This window comes from Shinella sp. 1A1, assembly GCF_055379515.1.
In genome coordinates this window covers 1047003-1064077 of the sequence record NZ_AP039672.1, presented here as the reverse complement: position 1 = coordinate 1064077, position 17075 = coordinate 1047003, and the positions used below count along the sequence as shown (strand labels likewise).

Genomic DNA, 17075 nt, shown 5'->3' with positions numbered 1-17075 from the left:
TGTTCAAAGGAACCACCTGATTTGTCCAATTCGCTTTTGTCGAGGCGAATGGGAATGGGGGAGTTTCGAGTGATGGCCAGGGTATTCGGTAAGTCGTCGGCGGAAGCTGTTCAACGTGAGAAGGGGCGTCTGGCTGCGCTTGAGCAACTCGACCTTTTCAATGGTCCGCGTGACAGTGGCTTCGACCGGATCGTTCGGCTGATCCGGCAGATATTCGATGTCGAAATCGGCCTTGTTTCGTTCATCGACGGGCATCGGCAATGGTATCAGGCCTGTTCGGGCCTTTCTGCCGATGAGGTGCCTCTTGAAGACACCTTCTGCCGCTATGTCGCCGCCGACGAGCAACCGATGATCGTGCAGGATGCGATGAAGGATCCGCGATTTGTCGCGCATCCGGCCGTCACGGGCCCTGAGCATATCCGCTTCTATGCCGGCGTGCCGCTGAAGACGAAAGCCGGGATCACGATCGGTACGGTCTGCGCGATCGACCGGGCGCCTCGCTCCTTTGGCCGCAGGGATCTCTGCGTTCTCGAGGAACTGGCGGGAGTGGCGATGGACAGGATCGAATTGATGCAGACCGCCTCCACCGACAGCCTGACCGAGGCACTGACCCGCCGCGCCTTCAAGCGGGAGGCAGAGCAGCTTATCGCCGCCGCACTGCGCCACAAGCACGATCTCGCCTGTATCTTGCTCGATGTCGACCGTTTCAAGCTGGTCAACGATACGCATGGCCATGCAGCGGGCGACGAGGTGCTGAAAGCCGTTGCCGCGACCTGCCGCGCCAACCTTCGCGCCAGCGACCTGTTCGGGCGGCTGGGCGGAGAGGAGTTCGCGATCCTGCTCCCCCATATTGGGGCGGAAGACGCGATGGCCGCGGCCGAAAAGCTGCGGGCGGAAGTTTGCGCCCGGCCGATCTGCGGGGACTTCGGCACGCTCGCCGTGACCGCCAGCTTCGGGGTCTCGGCATTGTCCATCGTCGGACGGGATGTCGATACCCTGCTGGCCCAGGCGGATGCCGCAATGTACCGGGCAAAGGGCAGTGGCCGTAATCGCTGCGTTTCCTGGTCCTCGATGCAGGCCGCCAACGGGATGGGCGCGCGCCGCCGCGTGTTGAAGGCGGGAAGTGTCATCTTCAACGATCGCCGCTCGACGGTCGACTGCACCGTGAAAAGCCTCGGCGTGGATGGTGCGGGCATTACGGTCACCAACACGGCCGGCATCCCGTCGGAATTCCGGCTCGCGATAAAAGCGGAGGGATTTGAGACGGCCTGCTCCGTCATCTCAGGCGACAGGCAGAACCTCGAGGTCGCCTTCCGCTGATCGTGCAAGCGTCAAGCGATTCATCGGCTTCGCGTCTCGTTCCGGGGCGTCATGAGACAGGACCGAAATCACCGGGCGCTGCACATTTGTTGTCCTCGCTTGCGTCGCAAGGGGTTCTTTCTGTTACTGAAATCGGGCACGTGACGGTATAGGAAGAATGTCCGCGAATCGGATTGTTTGGAGTGGTATTGCAATGACATTGCTTGCGCGCGCCGGATTGCTGGCACTGGTCCTCATCGTCCCGGCGCTGGCCGCGGCGCAGGAAACGCAGAGCTTCGAAGCGGATGACGGATCGTACAGCTTCCAGTACCCGGTGGACTTCACGCTAAGCCATATGTTCCCTGACGGGACCGGTGACGTGACGGGTGTTACGGCCTCGACGATGAGCAACGGCGACGTGCTTATCACTTTCCTCGGGCCGCGTGACCCTGGAAGCATCTCGCAAGTAAGCGAGCAAACGCGCGATGTCATCGTTGATGAATTCACGAAGGCGATCGCCGTTCTGCCCTCGATCAGACTCAAGTCTACCGCAATGACCACCCTGCTCGGCCAGCCTGCCATCGACATGGTGTTCACCAATGCGAGGTTCAGCAACGTCGCCATCAACCGGTACATATTCACGGTGGTCGACGGGAAAGCCTATAATTTCGAATGCATCTATCCCGAAGATAAATCCGACCGCTTCTCACCCGCCTGTGACCTTGCCGTCTCGACCGTTCGCCTGGGGACAGCCGATCCTGCTGCCGCCAACGAGGCCGGCAGCGCGCCTGCTTCCGCAAGCTGCTCCGAGCTGGAGCTCAACATGCGCTCCGTAAACGTGTCGACCCTCGCTTCCGAGATCATGATGAAGGATCAGTCGCCTGACACCATCGCACGGATGAAGGCAGCCATTGAGGCGACCGCGGCAATCAACGAACGGGCTGGCAGCGCGCCTTCGGACCAGGATTGCGGGGATGTCGATGCGATTGTCGAGACTCTCAGATAAGGACGGAGTCACCCCGCGGTGTTTTTCGCATTGTTGTTGAAGTAGTCCGATGGCCTTCGTCCAAGGCTGCGCTTGAACGTTGCCGCGAAAGCGCTGGCGCTTTGATAGCCGCAGTCCAGCGCGACCGATAGAACCGGTTGCCCGCCCGCCAGTGCGGGCAGGGCGGCCAGCAGTCTCGCCTGCTGGCGCCAGCGGCCGTAGGTCATGCCCGTCTCGTGTTCGAAATGACGCATGAAGCTGCGCCGGCTCATGCCGGTGCGCGATGCTGCATCGACAAGGGCAAGCTCCATGCCGGGATCGGATTGCAATGTCTGGCAGAGATCCCGAAGCCGTCTGTCGGATGGCATCGGCAGGTTGAGCGGTTCTGCGGGCAGGAATGTCAGTTCTTCCAGCAACAGCTCGCACACGCGCCGGCTGAAATCCGTAATGTCCCGTCCCTGCAGTTCGACCAGCCGCAGGATGAGTTCCCTGAGCAGGGGCGACACCTCCACCACCCCGCAGGCGCCGGGCAGCGATCCCGCGGCATCGGGGCGAACGAAGATCGCGCGGAACTCTACCGGGCCGTGGCTGCGTGTCGCATGTTCCACCATGGGCGGGACCCAGACCGCCCGATTGGGCGGCACGATCCAGGTGCCGCTTTCGGTCGAGACCGACACGACACCGGATCGCGCATAGATCAGCTGTGCATCCTGGTGGCGATGCGGCGGGCCGGCGAAGGAAACATCGTCCTGCGCGATGGCGGTTACGGCGAGCGCAGACGGTACGGGATAATTGAGCGACATGGGTTGACCCTTTTGCGCTTTAAGATGGCCTTTGCGCGCAGGAATGCCAATCCCCGCCCGCATATCATCGGTCGCAGAAGCATTTTTTCGGAAAGCTATAGAGTGTCCGCCTGCGCCCGCCCCATCCTGTCCTTTTCGCCGGTGTCCGATGCGCCGTCGAACGGCGCGCGCCCGGCCCTGCTCCTTCTTCCCCTTCGACTTATCGGCGACCGCTGGGCCTGATGGCGACCCGGCGGTCGTAGTCCGCCGTCAGCACCCTTTCGTTGTCGAAGTCGCTGCTCCAAGAGCAGAAGGAAGTCATAGCCATGATACAGAACCCCGATATCAAATACCGTCCCTTCATTTCTCCTATCGCGTTGCCGGACCGCCAATGGCCCGACCGGCGATTGACGCAGGCGCCGCGCTGGGTCTCGACCGACCTGCGCGACGGCAATCAGGCGCTTGCCGATCCGATGGACGGCGAGAAGAAGATGCGTTTCTACCGAATGCTGCTGGACATCGGATTCAAGGAAATCGAGGTCGCCTTCCCCTCGGCATCGCAGACCGAATTCGACTTCGTCCGCAAGCTCATCGAAGACGATCTTGTGCCCGAGGACGTGACGATCCAGGTGCTGACCCAATCGCGCGCCGACCTGATTTCTCGCACCTTCGAGTCCCTGCGCGGCGCGCACCAGGCCATCGTGCATCTCTACAACGCGACGGCGCCGCTTTTTCGTCGCGTCGTGTTCAGGATGGAAAGGCACGAGATCGTCGATCTGGCGATCAGCGGCGTGACCGCCATGCTGGAAGAAAGCATGAAACAGCCGGAAACCCGCTGGACCTTCGAATATTCGCCCGAGACATTCTGTTTTACGGAGCCGGATTTCGCCCTCGAAATCTGCGAGCGGGTTCTCGATGTCTGGCAACCGACGCCCGAAAACAAGGCGATCCTCAACCTGCCCGCCACGGTGGAAGTCGCCATGCCGAATGTCTATGCGGACCAGATCGAGTGGTTCTGCCGCAATCTTTCACGGCGTGACAGCGTGATCATAAGCGTGCATCCGCATAATGACCGGGGCACGGCGGTCGCAGCGACGGAGCAGGCCCTGCTGGCCGGCGCCGACCGGGTGGAGGGGTGTCTCTTCGGCAATGGCGAGCGCACGGGCAATGTCGATCTCGTGACGCTGGCGTTGAATCTCTATACGCAGGGCATCGATCCGAAGCTTTATTTTCCCGAGATGCGTTCGGTGGTGCGCACCGTCGAGCATTGCAATGCCCTGCCGGTCCATCCGCGTCATCCCTATGCCGGCGAACTGGTCCACACGGCTTTTTCCGGCTCGCATCAGGATGCCATCCGCAAGGGCTTTTCCGCACATGAAAGCCGCAACGACGGCATATGGGAAATGCCCTATCTGCCGATCGATCCCAAGGATATCGGCGAGACCTATGAGGCGGTCATCCGCGTCAACAGCCAGTCCGGCAAAGGTGGCATCGCCTGGGTGCTGGAGCAGGACCGCGGCTTGAAGCTGCCGCGCCCGTTGCAGATCGACTTCAGCCGCCGCGTCCAGGCCTTCGCCGACGATACGGGCAAGGAAATCACCGCCGAGACGATCTGGGCATTGTTTTGCGATGTCTACCATCTGGACGGCAATGCCGATTTCGAGCTTCTGGGCTACAAGGACGGCAGAGCGGCGCGCAACGGCGAGGCGCGGGTCTTTGCCGGCCGCATCCGCCATCGCGGCAGGGAGCTTGCGATCACAGGTCGCGGCAACGGGTTGATCTCGAGCGCTTTGTCGGCACTGCAGACCGGCTGCGGCATCGATCTGGACGTCGTCGACTACCACGAGCATTCGTTGAAGCGGGGTACCTTTGCACAGGCCGCCGCCTATATCGAATGCCGCACCCGCGATGGTCGAAAGGTATTCGGTGTCGGGATCGATACCGACATCGCGACCGCGTCGGTGCGGGCCGTCCTCAGCGCTGCGGCCAATTGCTCCGACAGCGCATAGCCGTGTTCCTGTTGCCGAGCGCGACAGCTCGCAACGCTTTCGGTCGGGCGCCTATCCCGCCTATGAGGCTCCGCCCTTTGAAACGGGCGATCCAGCGCTATGTACAGGATTCGCTGGCGGAAATGATCCATGCCCACAGTGTGCGGCGGAGCGGGTGTTCGCGCCCCGCCGCCGGCAGGGAGACATTCCCTTCAACGGCAGGAAATCCGAACGGTCTGAACATCCGAAAGGGAGAAATGGCATGAGCGACAAGGTCAGGGAAAACATGGAAGTGATCGGCGCCGACGGCGTGCATGTCGGCACGGTCGACCGCGTGGAAGGCAACCGCATCAAGCTGAAGAAGAGCGACAGCTTCGGCCATCACGAAGGTCATCACCACTATATCGAGATGGGCTTCGTGGCCGACGTCGAGGGCGACAAGGTGCGTCTGTCGGCCAATGCCGACATCGCCGTGACGCTGGAAGAGGAAAAGTCCGGCCGTCCGGTCAAGCTCTGACCAGCTCTGGGGCGGCTTTCCCCCGGCCGCCCCGTTTTCTCAAGCGCAGGGTGCCTCCAATGGAAAACTACGATCTCTATCTCAACCCGCAGAAGCCGGCGATCGGCCTTTACGTGCGTGCCGGCGCGGGCCTTCCCGATATCGCCGATGCGAAGGACTGGATTTTCGATGGCACGGTGGAAAAAGACTCGCTACCTTCCGAGGTGGTGAAAGCCCTGGAGGCGAACGGACACGCCTTCCGCGACATGGATTGAGCCGGCATCCTGCCGGCTTGCCGCCTTCCAGCCCTTGCCGAATGGATCATGCATGGATGCAGTTCTTCCTTCCGTCGTCCCGCAGCCGGTCGCGGCGCGGCTGACACGCGCGGCCATCTTTCTCGTCGTGACACTGGAGCCCGGCAACGCGGCCGAAACCGCCGTGCGAAAGCTCTGCGCCGATCTTTCCGGCCTCCTGCGGGCCGTCGGCTTCCGCGATCTTGAAGGCGGGCTTTCCTGCGTGCTCGGCGTCGGCTCGGATGCCTGGGACCGGCTCTTCGGCGCACCGCGCCCGAAGGACCTGCATCCCTTCCGCGAAATCCGCGGCAAGCATCATGCGGTGGCCACGCCCGGCGACCTGCTCTTCCATATCCGCGCCACGCGCATGGACCTCTGCTTCGAGCTTGCAACCCACATCATGAGCCGGCTGGCGGGTTTCGTCGCTACCGAGGACGAGGTGCACGGCTTCAGCTATTTCGACGACCGGGACCTCATCGGCTTCGTCGACGGCACGGAAAACCCCGTCGACGGCGCGGCCGTCGCGGCGACGATCATCGGTGAAGAGGACGCGGATTTTGCCGGCGGCAGCTATGTCATCGTGCAGAAATACCTGCATGACCTACCCGGCTGGAACCGCGTCCCGGTTGCCGAGCAGGAGCGGATCATCGGCCGCGAAAAGCTTTCCGACATCGAACTCGACGACGCCGCCAAGCCGAGCTATGCCCACAATGTCCTCACCTCCATCGAGGAGAACGGCGAGCCGCTGGAGATCCTGCGCGACAACATGCCTTTCGGCGATGTCGGCAAGGGGGAGTTCGGCACCTATTTCATCGGCTATGCCCGCTCGCCGCACCGTATCGAGCGCATGCTGGAGAACATGTTCATCGGCCTGCCACCGGGCAATTACGACCGTCTGCTGGATTTCAGCCGCGCCGTCACCGGCTCCCTGTTCTTCATTCCCTCCGCTTCGTTCCTCGACGCGGTGACGCCGGATGCAGCGCCGGCCGCCCCCGCGGCCGCGACGCCCGCGGCGACGGATCCGCCCCCGCGCCGCGACGGCTCGCTCGGCATAGGCTCTCTGAAAGAAGGGGTTTCCCATGAATAACCTGCACCGCGAACTTGCACCCATTTCCGAAGCCGCCTGGGCCGAGATCGAGGAAGAGGCGGCGCGCACGCTGAAGCGTCACCTCGCCGGCCGGCGTGTCGTCGACATGGTCGGCCCGTCGGGGCTCGGGCTTTCGGCGGTGGGTACGGGTCATGTCCTGCCCATCGCGCCGCCGGACGAAGGCATCCAGTCCCTCCGGCGCGAGGTGAAGGCCCTGGTCGAGCTTCGCGTGCCCTTCCAGCTTTCGCGCAGCGCCATCGACGATGTGGAGCGCGGCGCGCTCGACAGCGACTGGTCGCCCGTCAAGGAGGCCATGCGCAAGATCGCGTTTGCCGAGGACCGCGCGGTGTTCGACGGCTACGCCGCCGCCAATATCGAGGGGATCCGCGCGGCCGCGAGCAATCCGGCCGTGCCGCTGCCGCCGGGCGTGAAGCGCTATTCGGATGCCGTGGCGCGGGCGGTCGGCGAACTCCGGCTTGCCGGCGTGGAAGGCCCCTATGCGCTGGTGCTCGGCGCGGATGCCTATATGGCGGCAAGCGGCGGCAGCGACGACGGTTACCCGGTCTTCCACCATATCGAGCGGGTGGTGGACGGCGGCATCATCTGGGCGCCGGCCATCGAGGGCGGCCTCGTTCTGTCGCTGCGCGGCGGCGATTTCGAGCTGACCGTCGGCGAGGATTTCTCCATCGGCTACCTCGCCCATTCCGCCACGACCGTCGATCTCTATGTGCAGGAAAGCTTCACCTTCCGCACGCTGACGACAGAAGCGGCCGTGGCGCTTTCCGCGGAGTAGGAAAACGGCTGGAGGCCGGCATGACGGATAAGGGCGAGCATCACGTCGTCATCGTCGGCGGTGGGTTCGGCGGACTGGAGGCGGCGCGGCATCTGGCGGCCGGCCCGTTCCGCATCACGGTGCTCGACCGGCGCAACCATCACCTGTTCCAGCCCTTGCTCTACCAGGCCGCGACGGCCTCGCTCGCGCTTTCGGAGATCGCCTGGCCGATCCGCTCGCTCCTCAGCCGTCACCGGAGTGCGACGACGCTGCTCGGCGCGGTCGGCGGCGTGGATGCGGCGGGAAAATCCGTGCTGCTGGAGGACGGGCGGCGGGTCGCCTATGACACGCTTATCCTCGCCACCGGCGCGCGCCATGCCTATTTCGGCCATGACGAATGGGAGCCCCATGCGCCGGGGCTGAAGACGCTGGAGGATGCGACGACGATCCGCCGGCGCATCCTCTCCGCCTTCGAGCGGGCGGAATGGCTGACGGATGCCGACGAGCGCCGCCGCCTCCTGACCTTCGCGATCATCGGCGCGGGGCCGACCGGCGTGGAGCTTGCCGGCACCATCGCGGAACTTGCCCATGAGACGCTGCGCCGCGATTTCCGCAATATCGACACGCGCGAGGCGCGGGTGGTGCTGGTCGAGGCGGGTCCTCGCATCCTTGCGGCCTTCACCGAGGATCTTTCGACCTATGCCGAGCGGGCGCTCGCCCGGCTCGGCGTCGAGGTGCGCACCGGCCACGCGGTCTCGCAATGCAGCGCCGAGGGCATCGAACTCGGCGGCGAATTCCTGCCCGCCGGAACGATCCTCTGGGCGGCGGGCGTCGCCGCCTCGCCGGCGGCCGAGTGGCTGGGCGTGCCGGCCGACCGGGCAGGGCGGGTCGTCGTGGCGCCCGATCTTTCCGTGCCGGGCTTTGCGGATATCTTCGCGATCGGCGATACCGCGCATGTCTCCATGGGAGAGGGAAGGACGGTGCCGGGCATCGCGCCCGCCGCCAAGCAGGAGGGGCGCTATGTCGCCGGCGTGATCCGCGCCCGCATCGAAGGAAAGCCCTCGCCGAGCCCCTTTGCCTATCGCAATGACGGTAATCTCGCGACCATCGGCAAGCGGGCCGCCATCGTCGATCTCGGCTGGATCAAGCTCAAGGGCCGGCTTGCCTGGTGGACCTGGGGTATCGCCCATGTCTATTTCCTGATCGGCCTGCGCAATCGGCTCGCCGTCGCGCTGAGCTGGCTGTGGATCTATTCGACCGGCCAGCGCAGCGCCCGCCTGATCACCGGCGCGAATGCCGAAAATCCGGAAAGGAGATCGCAATGAGCAAGCGCTTTGCCGTCGGCGATCACGTTGCCTGGAACTCGGAGGCCGGCCGCGTGTCGGGCACCATCGTCGCCGTCCACACCAGCGACTTCGACTACAAGGGCCATACCCACCGCGCGTCGCCCGACGATCCGCAATACGAGATCAAGAGCGATAAGACCGACCACATCGCCGCCCACAAGGGCAGCGCGCTCGACCACGCGTGACCGCACGTGAAAGGAAAGGGCGTGCATATACGATTGGCGATGTCGGAGGACAGCGAGGCGCTTTGCGCTGTCGATACGGTCGCTGCGACGGACGACGGGCGGTGTCGCCAAGTACGCGCCTGGATCGGATCAGAATGTTGCTATGTTGTCGAGGCAAACGGCCGGATCTGCGGTTACGGGGTGCTGACGGGCCATTTTTTCGGCCATGCCTTTATCGAGATGGTGATGATCGGCCGAGAATTTCGCCGCCAGGGATTGGGAGAGTTCGCCATCGTTCATTTTCGGCGGATGACGGCAGGCTCGAAGCTGTTCAGCTCCACCAATATGTCCAACAGGCCAATGCAGATGCTGTTTGCAAAATGCGGTTTCAAGCCGAGCGGATACATCGACAATCTCGATGATGGCGATCCCGAGATCGTTTTCGTTTCACCCGCCGCTTAGCAAAGAGCAGGGCCGACGAGGCCGTATTTCAAAAACTGGGAGGGCTGATCGCCCAGATCACGACGGCTTCGCGCTCGCTGGAATTCTTGTAGCGATGCGGCTCGCCTGAGGAATAGGAGCAGCTGTCGCCTTCATAAAGGTGGAAATGGCGCTCGCCAACCCACATGTCGAGCTCGCCCGAGAGGACGAAACCCACGCCGTCGGCAGCGTTCACGTAGCTTTCGGCGCTTTCCGTTCCCGGCGGCAGCCGGGTATAGATCATTTCCACCTGCAGGCTCATCTTCGGCGTGACCAGTTCGTCGATGATGCCGTGTTCGTATTGGATTTTCAGGCGGTTGCCGCTTCGCACGACATAGCCGTGCTCTTCCTGCGCTACCGGGGAGGCCCCTGCGAAGAACCATTGCACGGTTACCCCCAGGCTCCTGGCGATCTTCACCAGTGCGGGGATCGAGGGATAGGCGAGATTTCGCTCGATCTGGCTAAGATAGCCGGTCGAGAGTTCGCAGCTCTCGGCCAACTGCGAAAGCGTCATCTTGCGCCTTTTGCGCAAACCCCGGATCCGTTCGCCGAGGACCGGATCCTCGATTGCGGTTTCCGCTTCCGTTCCAAGACCGCCCCCAGACGACATGCTCGCTCCGCGTAGGAATTTCCCGTCTCGCGACGGCATCCGATTGGGCCAAAGGTGCCCTGCTCTTGTTGCCGATCGATGGTCGGGCCGCAAGATGCGAAGCCGAATTTCCACTTCGGGGTGAAGCGCGTTCGACTTTTCGGCCGGCAGAACCTTGAAAGGCGGGTGTATAGTTAAATTTCATCGATCTTTTTGTCGATAGTAAAAAAATCGCTCGATTTTTTACAAATAACAAAATATGCAGGCTTCAGTTTGCTGATTTTGGGTGGGGAGGCCCGAATGACCGGCGTCGCGCATTTCAAGAGCTCCGAGCGGAGCTTCGAGCCCTACGGTGACGATTCCGGCCGCGCGACAATTTCGCGTCTGGTCGGGCCCGAATCGAGCAAGACCATGGGCGCCGGCATAGCCCGCTTCGACGATTGCTCCATTGCCTGGACCGTTCTTTACGACGAGCTGATCGTCACGCTCGAGGGCAAGTTCCGCCTGCGCGTCGGCGATGAGGTGTTCGACACCGTACCGGGTGACGTTCTCTGGGTGCCGAAGGGGACCGCGCTCGCCTATGAGGGGGAGCGCGCGACGGTGTTCTACGCGCTCGCCCCCGTCGACTGGCGCACGCGTGACATCAGGGCCTGACCGTGCAATCCGCAACCGAACGGCGTTTCCAATCCATGACGACCTCCGCATTTCCACACCTGTTCCAGCCCTTGCAGATCCGCGGCGTGCGCCTCAAGAACCGTATCATGTCGACGGGGCATGACACGACGCTGCCCACCGATGGTCTCGTCAACGAGGCGCTTCTCGCCTATCACGAGGCGCGGGCGCGTGGCGGCGCGGGCCTGATCGTCTGTCAGGTGGCGGGCGTTCATGAGACTGCGCGCTACACCTCGCATATGCTGATGGCGACGGAAGACGCGTGTATCGAAGGCTACCGCAAGCTGGCCGAGATCTGTCACGCGCATGATTGCCGGATTGTCTCGCAGCTATTCCATCCCGGCCGGGAAATCATGGAGGGCGGCGACGGGCTGCTGACGGTTGCCTATGCGCCGTCCGTGTCGCCCAACGAGCGCTTTCGCGTCATGCCGCGCCAGCTCGACAAGCGCATGATCGACGAGATCGTCACCGGCTATGGCGAAGCGGCGCGGCGGATGCATGAAGCGGGGCTCGACGGCGTGGAGTTCGTCGCCAGCCATGGTTATCTTCCGGCGCAATTCTTCAATCCGCGTGTCAATCGCCGCACCGACGCCTATGGCGGGTCGCTGGAGAACCGGCTTCGTTTCGCCGTCGAAGCCTTGACCGCGATGCGGGCGGCGACATCGGACGATTTCGTCATCGGCATGCGCATCAGTGGCGGCGAGCGCGACGAGCATGGCCTTGCCATGGACGAGGTGCTCGAAAGCTGTCGGTTGCTGGAGCCCCTGCTCGATTACGTCAGCGTCACGGCCGGCACGTCGGCCTCGCAGGGCGGCGCGGTGCATATCGTCCCACCCATGGCCTATCGCAACGCCTATCTCGCGAGCGATGCCGCCCGCTTTCGCAAGGCATTGGGCATACCCGTTTTCGTCGCCGGACGCATCAACCAGCCGCATGAGGCCGAAGCGGTGCTGGCGCAGGGCTCCGCCGATGTCTGCGGCATGACCCGTGCCCTGATCTGCGATCCCGAAATGCCGGTAAAGGCGGAACAGGGCCGCACGGACGATATCCGCGCCTGCATCGCCTGCAACCAGGCCTGCATCGGCCATTTCCATCGCGGCGTGCCGATCTCCTGCATCCAGCATCCGGAAACCGGTCGCGAGCTCAAATTCGGCACTCTGGTGCCTGCAACGAGCCCCAAAAAGGTGATGGTGGTCGGCGGCGGTCCGGCCGGCATGAAAGCCGCGGCGATCGCGGCGGCGCGCGGCCATCAGGTCGTGCTCTACGAAGCATCCGGCCAATTGGGCGGGCAAGCGCTGCTGGCGCAGCAATTGCCGCGCCGCGCGGAGTTCGGCGGCATCGTCACCAACCTTTCGCGCGAACTGGAACTGGCGCAGGTCCGCGTCGTCAAGGGTGTGCGGGTGGATCGGGCGTCGGTCGCGGCCGAAAGGCCGGACGCCGTCGTTCTGGCCACCGGCGCCAAGCCCTATCTGCCCGAAATCGCCGATGACGGCAGCGTGCAGGTCGTCGATGCATGGCAGCTTCTGAGGAACCAGGTGAAGACCGGCAGCCGCGTGGTGGTCGCCGACTGGCGCTGCGACTGGATCGGCCCCGGCATTGCCGAACGGCTGGTCAACGAAGGCTGCAGCGTCGATCTCGCCGTCAACGGCACCCATCCGGGGGAATTGCTGCCGCTTTACGTTCGCGACAATGTCGCGGCCGAGCTGCACAAGATCGGCGTGCGTGTCACCCCCTATGCGCGCCTTTACGGCTGCGATGGCGGCACCGTCTACATGCAGCATTCCGTCAGCGAGCAGCCGATCCTTTTCGAGAGTGTCGATACGCTGGTGCTCTGTCTCGGCCACGAGCCGGTGGATGAACTGAGCGCCATGCTGGCCGACAGCGTGGAGGAGTTGCACATCATTGGCGACAGCCTTGCGCCACGCACCGCGGAGGAGGCGGTCTACGAGGGATTGAAGGTCGGGACCGCACTCTAGGCGAAGCGCGTGCCGGCCGGATAGGGATTAAACGGGTGAACGGGGCTCGATCGGCAGAAAGCCGGCAGTCCCGGATGAGCAAACGGGAGGGAATTTCATGGCTTTCGAAGGAATCCAAAACGGTATCGGCCGCCGCGGCGTGATGAAGCTCGCGCTTGGCGCGGCGGCGGCGGTGATCGGTGCGCCTGCCATTCTGGGGCGCGCAAGCGTCGCCTCCGCACAGACGTCTTTCGCCGGCGAAGGGCTGATCGTCGTTTCCTGGTCGGGCAATCACGAGCTCAGCTTCCGTGAAACGGTGGTCAAGTCCTTCAACGAAAAGTACGGCACGCAGGTCGAGACCGTCGGCGGCTGGGACCAGATGATCGCCCAGATCGTGGCGGCGCCGGCCGACAATCCGCCCTTCGACATCACCATCGCCGACGAATACACGACCACGACCGGCATGGCGCAGAATGTCTTCGCCAAGGTCGACCGGTCGAAGATTCCCGGCAACGCCAATGTCTATCCGTGGTTCGACGAGAACCGCGGCCCGGCCAGGGATTACGGCGTGCCCTTCGGCACGGGCTCGCTCTGGATGCTGACCGCCAATTCGAGCGGCCTGAAGCCGGTGAGCTGGAAGGGATTCTGGGACGACAAGGCGAAGGGCAAGGCGACGCTGGACGCTTCCGCATTCTATTGGGATCTGTGCATCCCCGCGCTGCTCTCGTCGGCCAAGCCCGGTATCGACGAAGTGTTCGGCACGCCCGCCGACGTCGAATTGCTCTTCCAGGAACTCGACAAGCTGAAGGTCGCCAAGTGGTACAAGGACGGCGCAGAGCTCACCAACCTGATGACCCAGGAAGAAGCGGCGGTGGCGATGATGTATTCCGCCGACGCCTATGGCTTCATCAAGGAATACGGCGACGACTTCGAAGCCGCGATCCCCGAGGAAGGCACGGCCTCCTACACGAACTGGTTCATGAAGGTGCGCGGGACCCGGCATTCGGAACTGAGCGATCTCTTCATGAGCTATCTTCTCGAGAAGGAGACCCAGCAGAATTTCCTCAATGCCTCGACGGATTTCATGTCCCTGCAGGGCCTTGAGGCGCCGCCGCACTGGCAGAGCTATCCGCGCGACGAGGCAGGCTTGCGCAAGACCTACAAGCTGTTCGGTATCGACGGCTGGGACAAGTTCGGTCCGAACTGGGATGCCTACAGCGTCCGCATGAAGGAAACCATCACCAGGACGACCGAAGGCTGACCAGCCCTTCCGCGAAGCGTCCGCAGCGGCGCTTCGCGTATTTCGATGCGGAGTTGATTGTTTTGGCAGACACCAATGCACTGGAGCTCGACGGCCTTCGCCGCGCCTTTGGCGGCGTCGTCGCGGTCGACAATGTCTCGGTCGACGTGCGGCGCGGCGAATTCGTCACCCTGCTCGGCCCCTCGGGCTCGGGCAAGACTTCGACGCTCAGGCTGATCGGCGGGTTCGAAAGGCCGGATGCCGGTGCGATCCGCATCAATGGCAGCCGCGTCGATCACCTGCCGGCCTACCAGCGGGATACTACGACGATCTTCCAGACGGGCGCGCTTTTTCCGCACAAGACGGTGGCTGAAAATGTGGCTTACGGCTTGCGCATGCGCGGTGTCGCCAAAGCGGAGATTGCGCCGCGCGTGAGGCAGGCGCTCGAGGTCGTCCGCCTTTCCGGCTACGAGGAGCGCTATCCGGCCCAGCTCTCCGGCGGGCAGAAGCAGCGCGTCGCGCTTGCCCGTTCGATGGTGGTGCGCCCGACGATCCTGCTGTTCGATGAGCCGCTCTCGGCGCTCGATCTGTCGCTGCGGCTGCAGCTTCGCGCGGAGATCAGGCGGCTGCATGACGAGATCGGTTTCAGCGCCATCTATGTGACCCACGACCAGGGGGAAGCGATGGCGATGTCGAGCCGCGTCGCCGTCATGCGCAGCGGCAGGATCGAGCAGATCGACCGGCCGGAAAAGGTCTTTGCCGAGCCGGCCAGCGAATTCGTCTATACCTTCATCGGCGAGAGCTGCTGCCTCAGGGCGCAGATTTCCGCCGGCGCCGCCGCCGACAGCGCCGGCGCGCCGCTGGAGCTGCGTCTCGCCCAGCCGCTCGGCGAGGGCGCGTGGCGTATCTACATCAGGCCGAGCCGGCTGCATCTTGGCCGTACCGACATGCCGAACGGCCTCAAGGCACGGCTCGATTTCACCGAATTCCTGGGCGATGTCCATCGCTACCATTTCAAGGCCGGCAAACTGGAACTGTTCGTCGACCACCCCGGCGCCGTCGTCCACAAGCCGGGCGACGCCGTCGATATCGGCTGGCAGACGGCCGACATGGTGGCCTATCAATGAGCGCGGGCGCTTCGGATATGGCGCCTTCCGGCCCGCGAGGCCCCGGCTGGCGCATGCGTTTGACGCCCTGGCTGTTGATGTCGCCGGCGCTGCTTATCGCCATCGCCTTCTTCGGCCTGCCGATCGCCTTCATGGGGCGCATGAGCTTCAACGAACATGTCGACCAGCGCTTCTATGTGCCGGGCTTCACCTTCGACAACTACGCGGCCATGCTCACGGATCCGACCTTCAGCGCGGCGCTCTGGATGACGATGCGGCTGGCGCTGATCTCGTCCATCGTGACGGTCGCTATCGGATATGTCTTCGCGATGCTGGTCTGGCTGAAGCCGAAACGCTGGCGGCTGGCCTTCATCGCGCTTGCGCTCTGCCCGCTGCTGATCTCGGAAATCTCCATCATCTTCGGCTGGTGGATGTTCTTCCCGAAGAACGGCCTGCTCAGCTATGCGCTCGTCTCCTCCGGCCTGATCACGGACAAGATCAGCCTGATGTATACAGAATTCGCAGCCTTTGTCGGCCTCACCTATGTCACCCTGCCATTCTGCTTCTTCATCCTGCTGTCGATCTTCGACGGCATCGACAAGAAGGTGCTGGAGGCGAGCGCGGACCTCGGGGGCTCGCCCGTGCGCACTTTCTATGAGGTGCTCCTGCCGCTCACCAAGGGCGGGATTGCCGCATCCTTCGCGCAGTCCTTCATCTGGGCGGTCGGCACCTATGCGACGCCGTCCGCGCTCGGGCCCGATACGCTCTGGACGATCGGCTACCTGATTCAGGAACAGATGCTGGGCAAGCACAACTGGCCCCGTGCCGCCGCCTTCTCGATCGTGCTGACGAGTGGAGTTGCCGTTGTGATGATGATCATCCGCATGCTGACCTCGAAACGGACGGCGCTCAATGGCTGATACGTCCATGTCCCCGACGCGTGATATCGCTGTTGCCCCGGTCGCGAGACGGCGAATGGACGCCGTGATGCTGCGAGTCCTGGCGCTGGCCTTCACCGTCTTTATCATCGCCTATATCGCGATCCCGGTGATCGTGACGCTCGTCATGTCCTTCAATGACGCGTCGGTGATCCGCTTTCCGATCAAGGCGTGGTCGCTGCGATGGTACGGCGACTTCTTCGGCAGCCCCCAATGGATCGACGCGCTGAAGAGCAGCGTAATTATCGCGCTCGGCACGACGGTCATTTCCACCGTATCCGGTGTTCTTGCCGCCTGGGCCTTCGAGCGCTTCACCTTCGCCTTCAAGCCGGTTGTCTACCTCCTGATCATGCTGCCGCTCTTCATGCCGGGGGTGGTGCTGGGCCTTGGCGTTGCGATGGCGTTCGGCGATGTGTCGCTGTTCGGCGTCAATATCTACGGGTCGCGCGTATTGGTCATGCTTGCCCATTCTCTCTGGGCGATGCCGCTGGTTTTCATGCTGATGGAGGCGACCTTCCGGACCGTCGATCACCGCATCGTCGAGGCGTCCTACGATCTCGGCGGCCGGCCGGTGCAGACCTTCTTCGAAATCGTCCTGCCCTCCGTCTCCACCGGGATCATCTCGTCGGCGCTCTTTGCCTTCGTGATATCGCTCAACGAATTCGTCATGGCCCTGTTCCTGACGACGCGCGATACGCAGACGCTTCCCGTCCTGATGTGGCTGAGCCTGCGCTCGGCCGGCACGCCGCGGCTTGCGGTGGCGTCCGTCATCCTCGCGGCCGCCGTCTTCGTCAGCCTGTCGCTGATCATGGTCTGGTACATCAGGCAACTGAGGAAGACGTGACCAGCCAAGGGGTTATGTGCCTGTCAGCGCCATCCAGGC

The 17075-nt window shown here is 63.4% G+C and carries 18 protein-coding genes; 16 read left to right on the top strand and 2 right to left on the bottom strand.

Features of this window, described 5'->3' with window-relative positions:
- Positions 1–72 precede the first annotated feature (72 nt).
- On the top strand, positions 73–1320 hold the full coding sequence (locus ACZ48C_RS21710) for a sensor domain-containing diguanylate cyclase (protein ID WP_464782929.1): 1248 nt from the start codon (positions 73–75) through the stop codon (positions 1318–1320).
- Positions 1321–1513: 193 nt separating this feature from the next.
- A complete protein-coding gene (locus tag ACZ48C_RS21705) occupies positions 1514–2305 on the top strand; it encodes a hypothetical protein (protein ID WP_464782928.1) in 792 nt (263 codons plus the stop codon).
- A gap of 8 nt (positions 2306–2313) precedes the next feature.
- On the opposite strand, the gene ACZ48C_RS21700 is transcribed toward ACZ48C_RS21705, so the two are convergent.
- On the bottom strand, positions 2314–3087 hold the full coding sequence (locus tag ACZ48C_RS21700) for an AraC family transcriptional regulator (protein WP_464782927.1): 774 nt from the start codon (positions 3085–3087) through the stop codon (positions 2314–2316).
- A gap of 305 nt (positions 3088–3392) precedes the next feature.
- Between ACZ48C_RS21700 and leuA the strand changes: the two genes are divergently transcribed.
- From leuA to ACZ48C_RS21660, 8 genes are all read left to right on the top strand, one after another.
- A complete protein-coding gene (leuA, locus tag ACZ48C_RS21695; RefSeq protein WP_464782926.1) occupies positions 3393–5075 on the top strand; it encodes a 2-isopropylmalate synthase in 1683 nt (560 codons plus the stop codon).
- A gap of 241 nt (positions 5076–5316) precedes the next feature.
- Positions 5317–5571 (top strand): DUF2171 domain-containing protein, encoded by a 255-nt coding sequence (locus ACZ48C_RS21690; RefSeq protein ID WP_205536168.1) that lies wholly within the window; start codon positions 5317–5319, stop codon positions 5569–5571.
- A 59-nt stretch (positions 5572–5630) separates the two neighbouring features.
- Positions 5631–5825 (top strand): hypothetical protein, encoded by a 195-nt coding sequence (locus tag ACZ48C_RS21685; RefSeq protein ID WP_454632990.1) that lies wholly within the window; start codon positions 5631–5633, stop codon positions 5823–5825.
- A gap of 52 nt (positions 5826–5877) precedes the next feature.
- Positions 5878–6930, top strand: coding sequence for a Dyp-type peroxidase (locus tag ACZ48C_RS21680; protein WP_318912875.1), 1053 nt, complete (start codon positions 5878–5880; stop codon positions 6928–6930).
- Complete coding sequence (locus ACZ48C_RS21675; RefSeq protein ID WP_463619866.1) at positions 6923–7723, top strand: family 1 encapsulin nanocompartment shell protein; 801 nt, start codon at positions 6923–6925, stop codon at positions 7721–7723. The genes ACZ48C_RS21680 and ACZ48C_RS21675 overlap by 8 nt, the downstream gene beginning before the upstream one ends.
- Positions 7724–7743: 20 nt before the next feature.
- Complete coding sequence (locus ACZ48C_RS21670; protein ID WP_464782925.1) at positions 7744–9027, top strand: NAD(P)/FAD-dependent oxidoreductase; 1284 nt, start codon at positions 7744–7746, stop codon at positions 9025–9027.
- Positions 9024–9233 carry a hypervirulence associated TUDOR domain-containing protein gene (locus ACZ48C_RS21665; RefSeq protein WP_464782924.1) on the top strand — a complete coding sequence of 70 codons (210 nt, stop codon included), beginning with the start codon at positions 9024–9026 and terminating at the stop codon, positions 9231–9233. The genes ACZ48C_RS21670 and ACZ48C_RS21665 overlap by 4 nt, the downstream gene beginning before the upstream one ends.
- Positions 9234–9272: 39 nt before the next feature.
- Positions 9273–9674, top strand: coding sequence for a GNAT family N-acetyltransferase (locus ACZ48C_RS21660; RefSeq protein WP_464782923.1), 402 nt, complete (start codon positions 9273–9275; stop codon positions 9672–9674).
- 28 nt (positions 9675–9702) lie between these two features.
- On the opposite strand, the gene ACZ48C_RS21655 is transcribed toward ACZ48C_RS21660, so the two are convergent.
- The gene (locus tag ACZ48C_RS21655; RefSeq protein WP_119255091.1) at positions 9703–10302 is read right to left on the bottom strand and encodes a helix-turn-helix domain-containing protein; all 600 of its coding nucleotides are present in this window, start codon (positions 10300–10302) and stop codon (positions 9703–9705) included.
- A 279-nt stretch (positions 10303–10581) separates the two neighbouring features.
- Between ACZ48C_RS21655 and ACZ48C_RS21650 the strand changes: the two genes are divergently transcribed.
- The 6 genes from ACZ48C_RS21650 (at position 10582) to ACZ48C_RS21625 (ending at position 17036) form a co-directional block, all read left to right on the top strand.
- Positions 10582–10935 carry a cupin domain-containing protein gene (locus ACZ48C_RS21650; RefSeq protein WP_464782922.1) on the top strand — a complete coding sequence of 118 codons (354 nt, stop codon included), beginning with the start codon at positions 10582–10584 and terminating at the stop codon, positions 10933–10935.
- Positions 10936–10970: 35 nt separating this feature from the next.
- Positions 10971–12929, top strand: a complete 1959-nt coding sequence (locus tag ACZ48C_RS21645; RefSeq protein WP_464782921.1) for an oxidoreductase — start codon at positions 10971–10973, stop codon at positions 12927–12929.
- 97 nt (positions 12930–13026) lie between these two features.
- On the top strand, positions 13027–14169 hold the full coding sequence (locus ACZ48C_RS21640) for an ABC transporter substrate-binding protein (protein ID WP_464782920.1): 1143 nt from the start codon (positions 13027–13029) through the stop codon (positions 14167–14169).
- Positions 14170–14231: 62 nt separating this feature from the next.
- Positions 14232–15275, top strand: a complete 1044-nt coding sequence (locus ACZ48C_RS21635; protein ID WP_464782919.1) for an ABC transporter ATP-binding protein — start codon at positions 14232–14234, stop codon at positions 15273–15275.
- 53 nt (positions 15276–15328) lie between these two features.
- Positions 15329–16174 (top strand): ABC transporter permease, encoded by an 846-nt coding sequence (locus ACZ48C_RS21630; RefSeq protein WP_464782918.1) that lies wholly within the window; start codon positions 15329–15331, stop codon positions 16172–16174.
- A 67-nt stretch (positions 16175–16241) separates the two neighbouring features.
- Positions 16242–17036 carry an ABC transporter permease gene (locus ACZ48C_RS21625; protein WP_464782917.1) on the top strand — a complete coding sequence of 265 codons (795 nt, stop codon included), beginning with the start codon at positions 16242–16244 and terminating at the stop codon, positions 17034–17036.
- Positions 17037–17075: the final 39 nt, after the last annotated feature.

Bases quoted from the DNA above. Each gene is read 5' to 3' on its own strand.
- ACZ48C_RS21710 (WP_464782929.1), top strand. From the start codon at position 73: ATGGCCAGGGTATTCGGTAAGTCGTCGGCGGAAGCTGTTCAACGTGAG.
- ACZ48C_RS21705 (WP_464782928.1), top strand. From the start codon at position 1,514: ATGACATTGCTTGCGCGCGCCGGATTGCTGGCACTGGTCCTCATCGTC.
- ACZ48C_RS21700 (WP_464782927.1), bottom strand. From the start codon at position 3,087: ATGTCGCTCAATTATCCCGTACCGTCTGCGCTCGCCGTAACCGCCATC.
- leuA (WP_464782926.1), top strand. From the start codon at position 3,393: ATGATACAGAACCCCGATATCAAATACCGTCCCTTCATTTCTCCTATC.
- ACZ48C_RS21690 (WP_205536168.1), top strand. From the start codon at position 5,317: ATGAGCGACAAGGTCAGGGAAAACATGGAAGTGATCGGCGCCGACGGC.
- ACZ48C_RS21685 (WP_454632990.1), top strand. From the start codon at position 5,631: ATGGAAAACTACGATCTCTATCTCAACCCGCAGAAGCCGGCGATCGGC.
- ACZ48C_RS21680 (WP_318912875.1), top strand. From the start codon at position 5,878: ATGGATGCAGTTCTTCCTTCCGTCGTCCCGCAGCCGGTCGCGGCGCGG.
- ACZ48C_RS21675 (WP_463619866.1), top strand. From the start codon at position 6,923: ATGAATAACCTGCACCGCGAACTTGCACCCATTTCCGAAGCCGCCTGG.
- ACZ48C_RS21670 (WP_464782925.1), top strand. From the start codon at position 7,744: ATGACGGATAAGGGCGAGCATCACGTCGTCATCGTCGGCGGTGGGTTC.
- ACZ48C_RS21665 (WP_464782924.1), top strand. From the start codon at position 9,024: ATGAGCAAGCGCTTTGCCGTCGGCGATCACGTTGCCTGGAACTCGGAG.
- ACZ48C_RS21660 (WP_464782923.1), top strand. From the start codon at position 9,273: ATGTCGGAGGACAGCGAGGCGCTTTGCGCTGTCGATACGGTCGCTGCG.
- ACZ48C_RS21655 (WP_119255091.1), bottom strand. From the start codon at position 10,302: ATGTCGTCTGGGGGCGGTCTTGGAACGGAAGCGGAAACCGCAATCGAG.
- ACZ48C_RS21650 (WP_464782922.1), top strand. From the start codon at position 10,582: ATGACCGGCGTCGCGCATTTCAAGAGCTCCGAGCGGAGCTTCGAGCCC.
- ACZ48C_RS21645 (WP_464782921.1), top strand. From the start codon at position 10,971: ATGACGACCTCCGCATTTCCACACCTGTTCCAGCCCTTGCAGATCCGC.
- ACZ48C_RS21640 (WP_464782920.1), top strand. From the start codon at position 13,027: ATGGCTTTCGAAGGAATCCAAAACGGTATCGGCCGCCGCGGCGTGATG.
- ACZ48C_RS21630 (WP_464782918.1), top strand. From the start codon at position 15,329: ATGCGTTTGACGCCCTGGCTGTTGATGTCGCCGGCGCTGCTTATCGCC.
- ACZ48C_RS21625 (WP_464782917.1), top strand. From the start codon at position 16,242: ATGCTGCGAGTCCTGGCGCTGGCCTTCACCGTCTTTATCATCGCCTAT.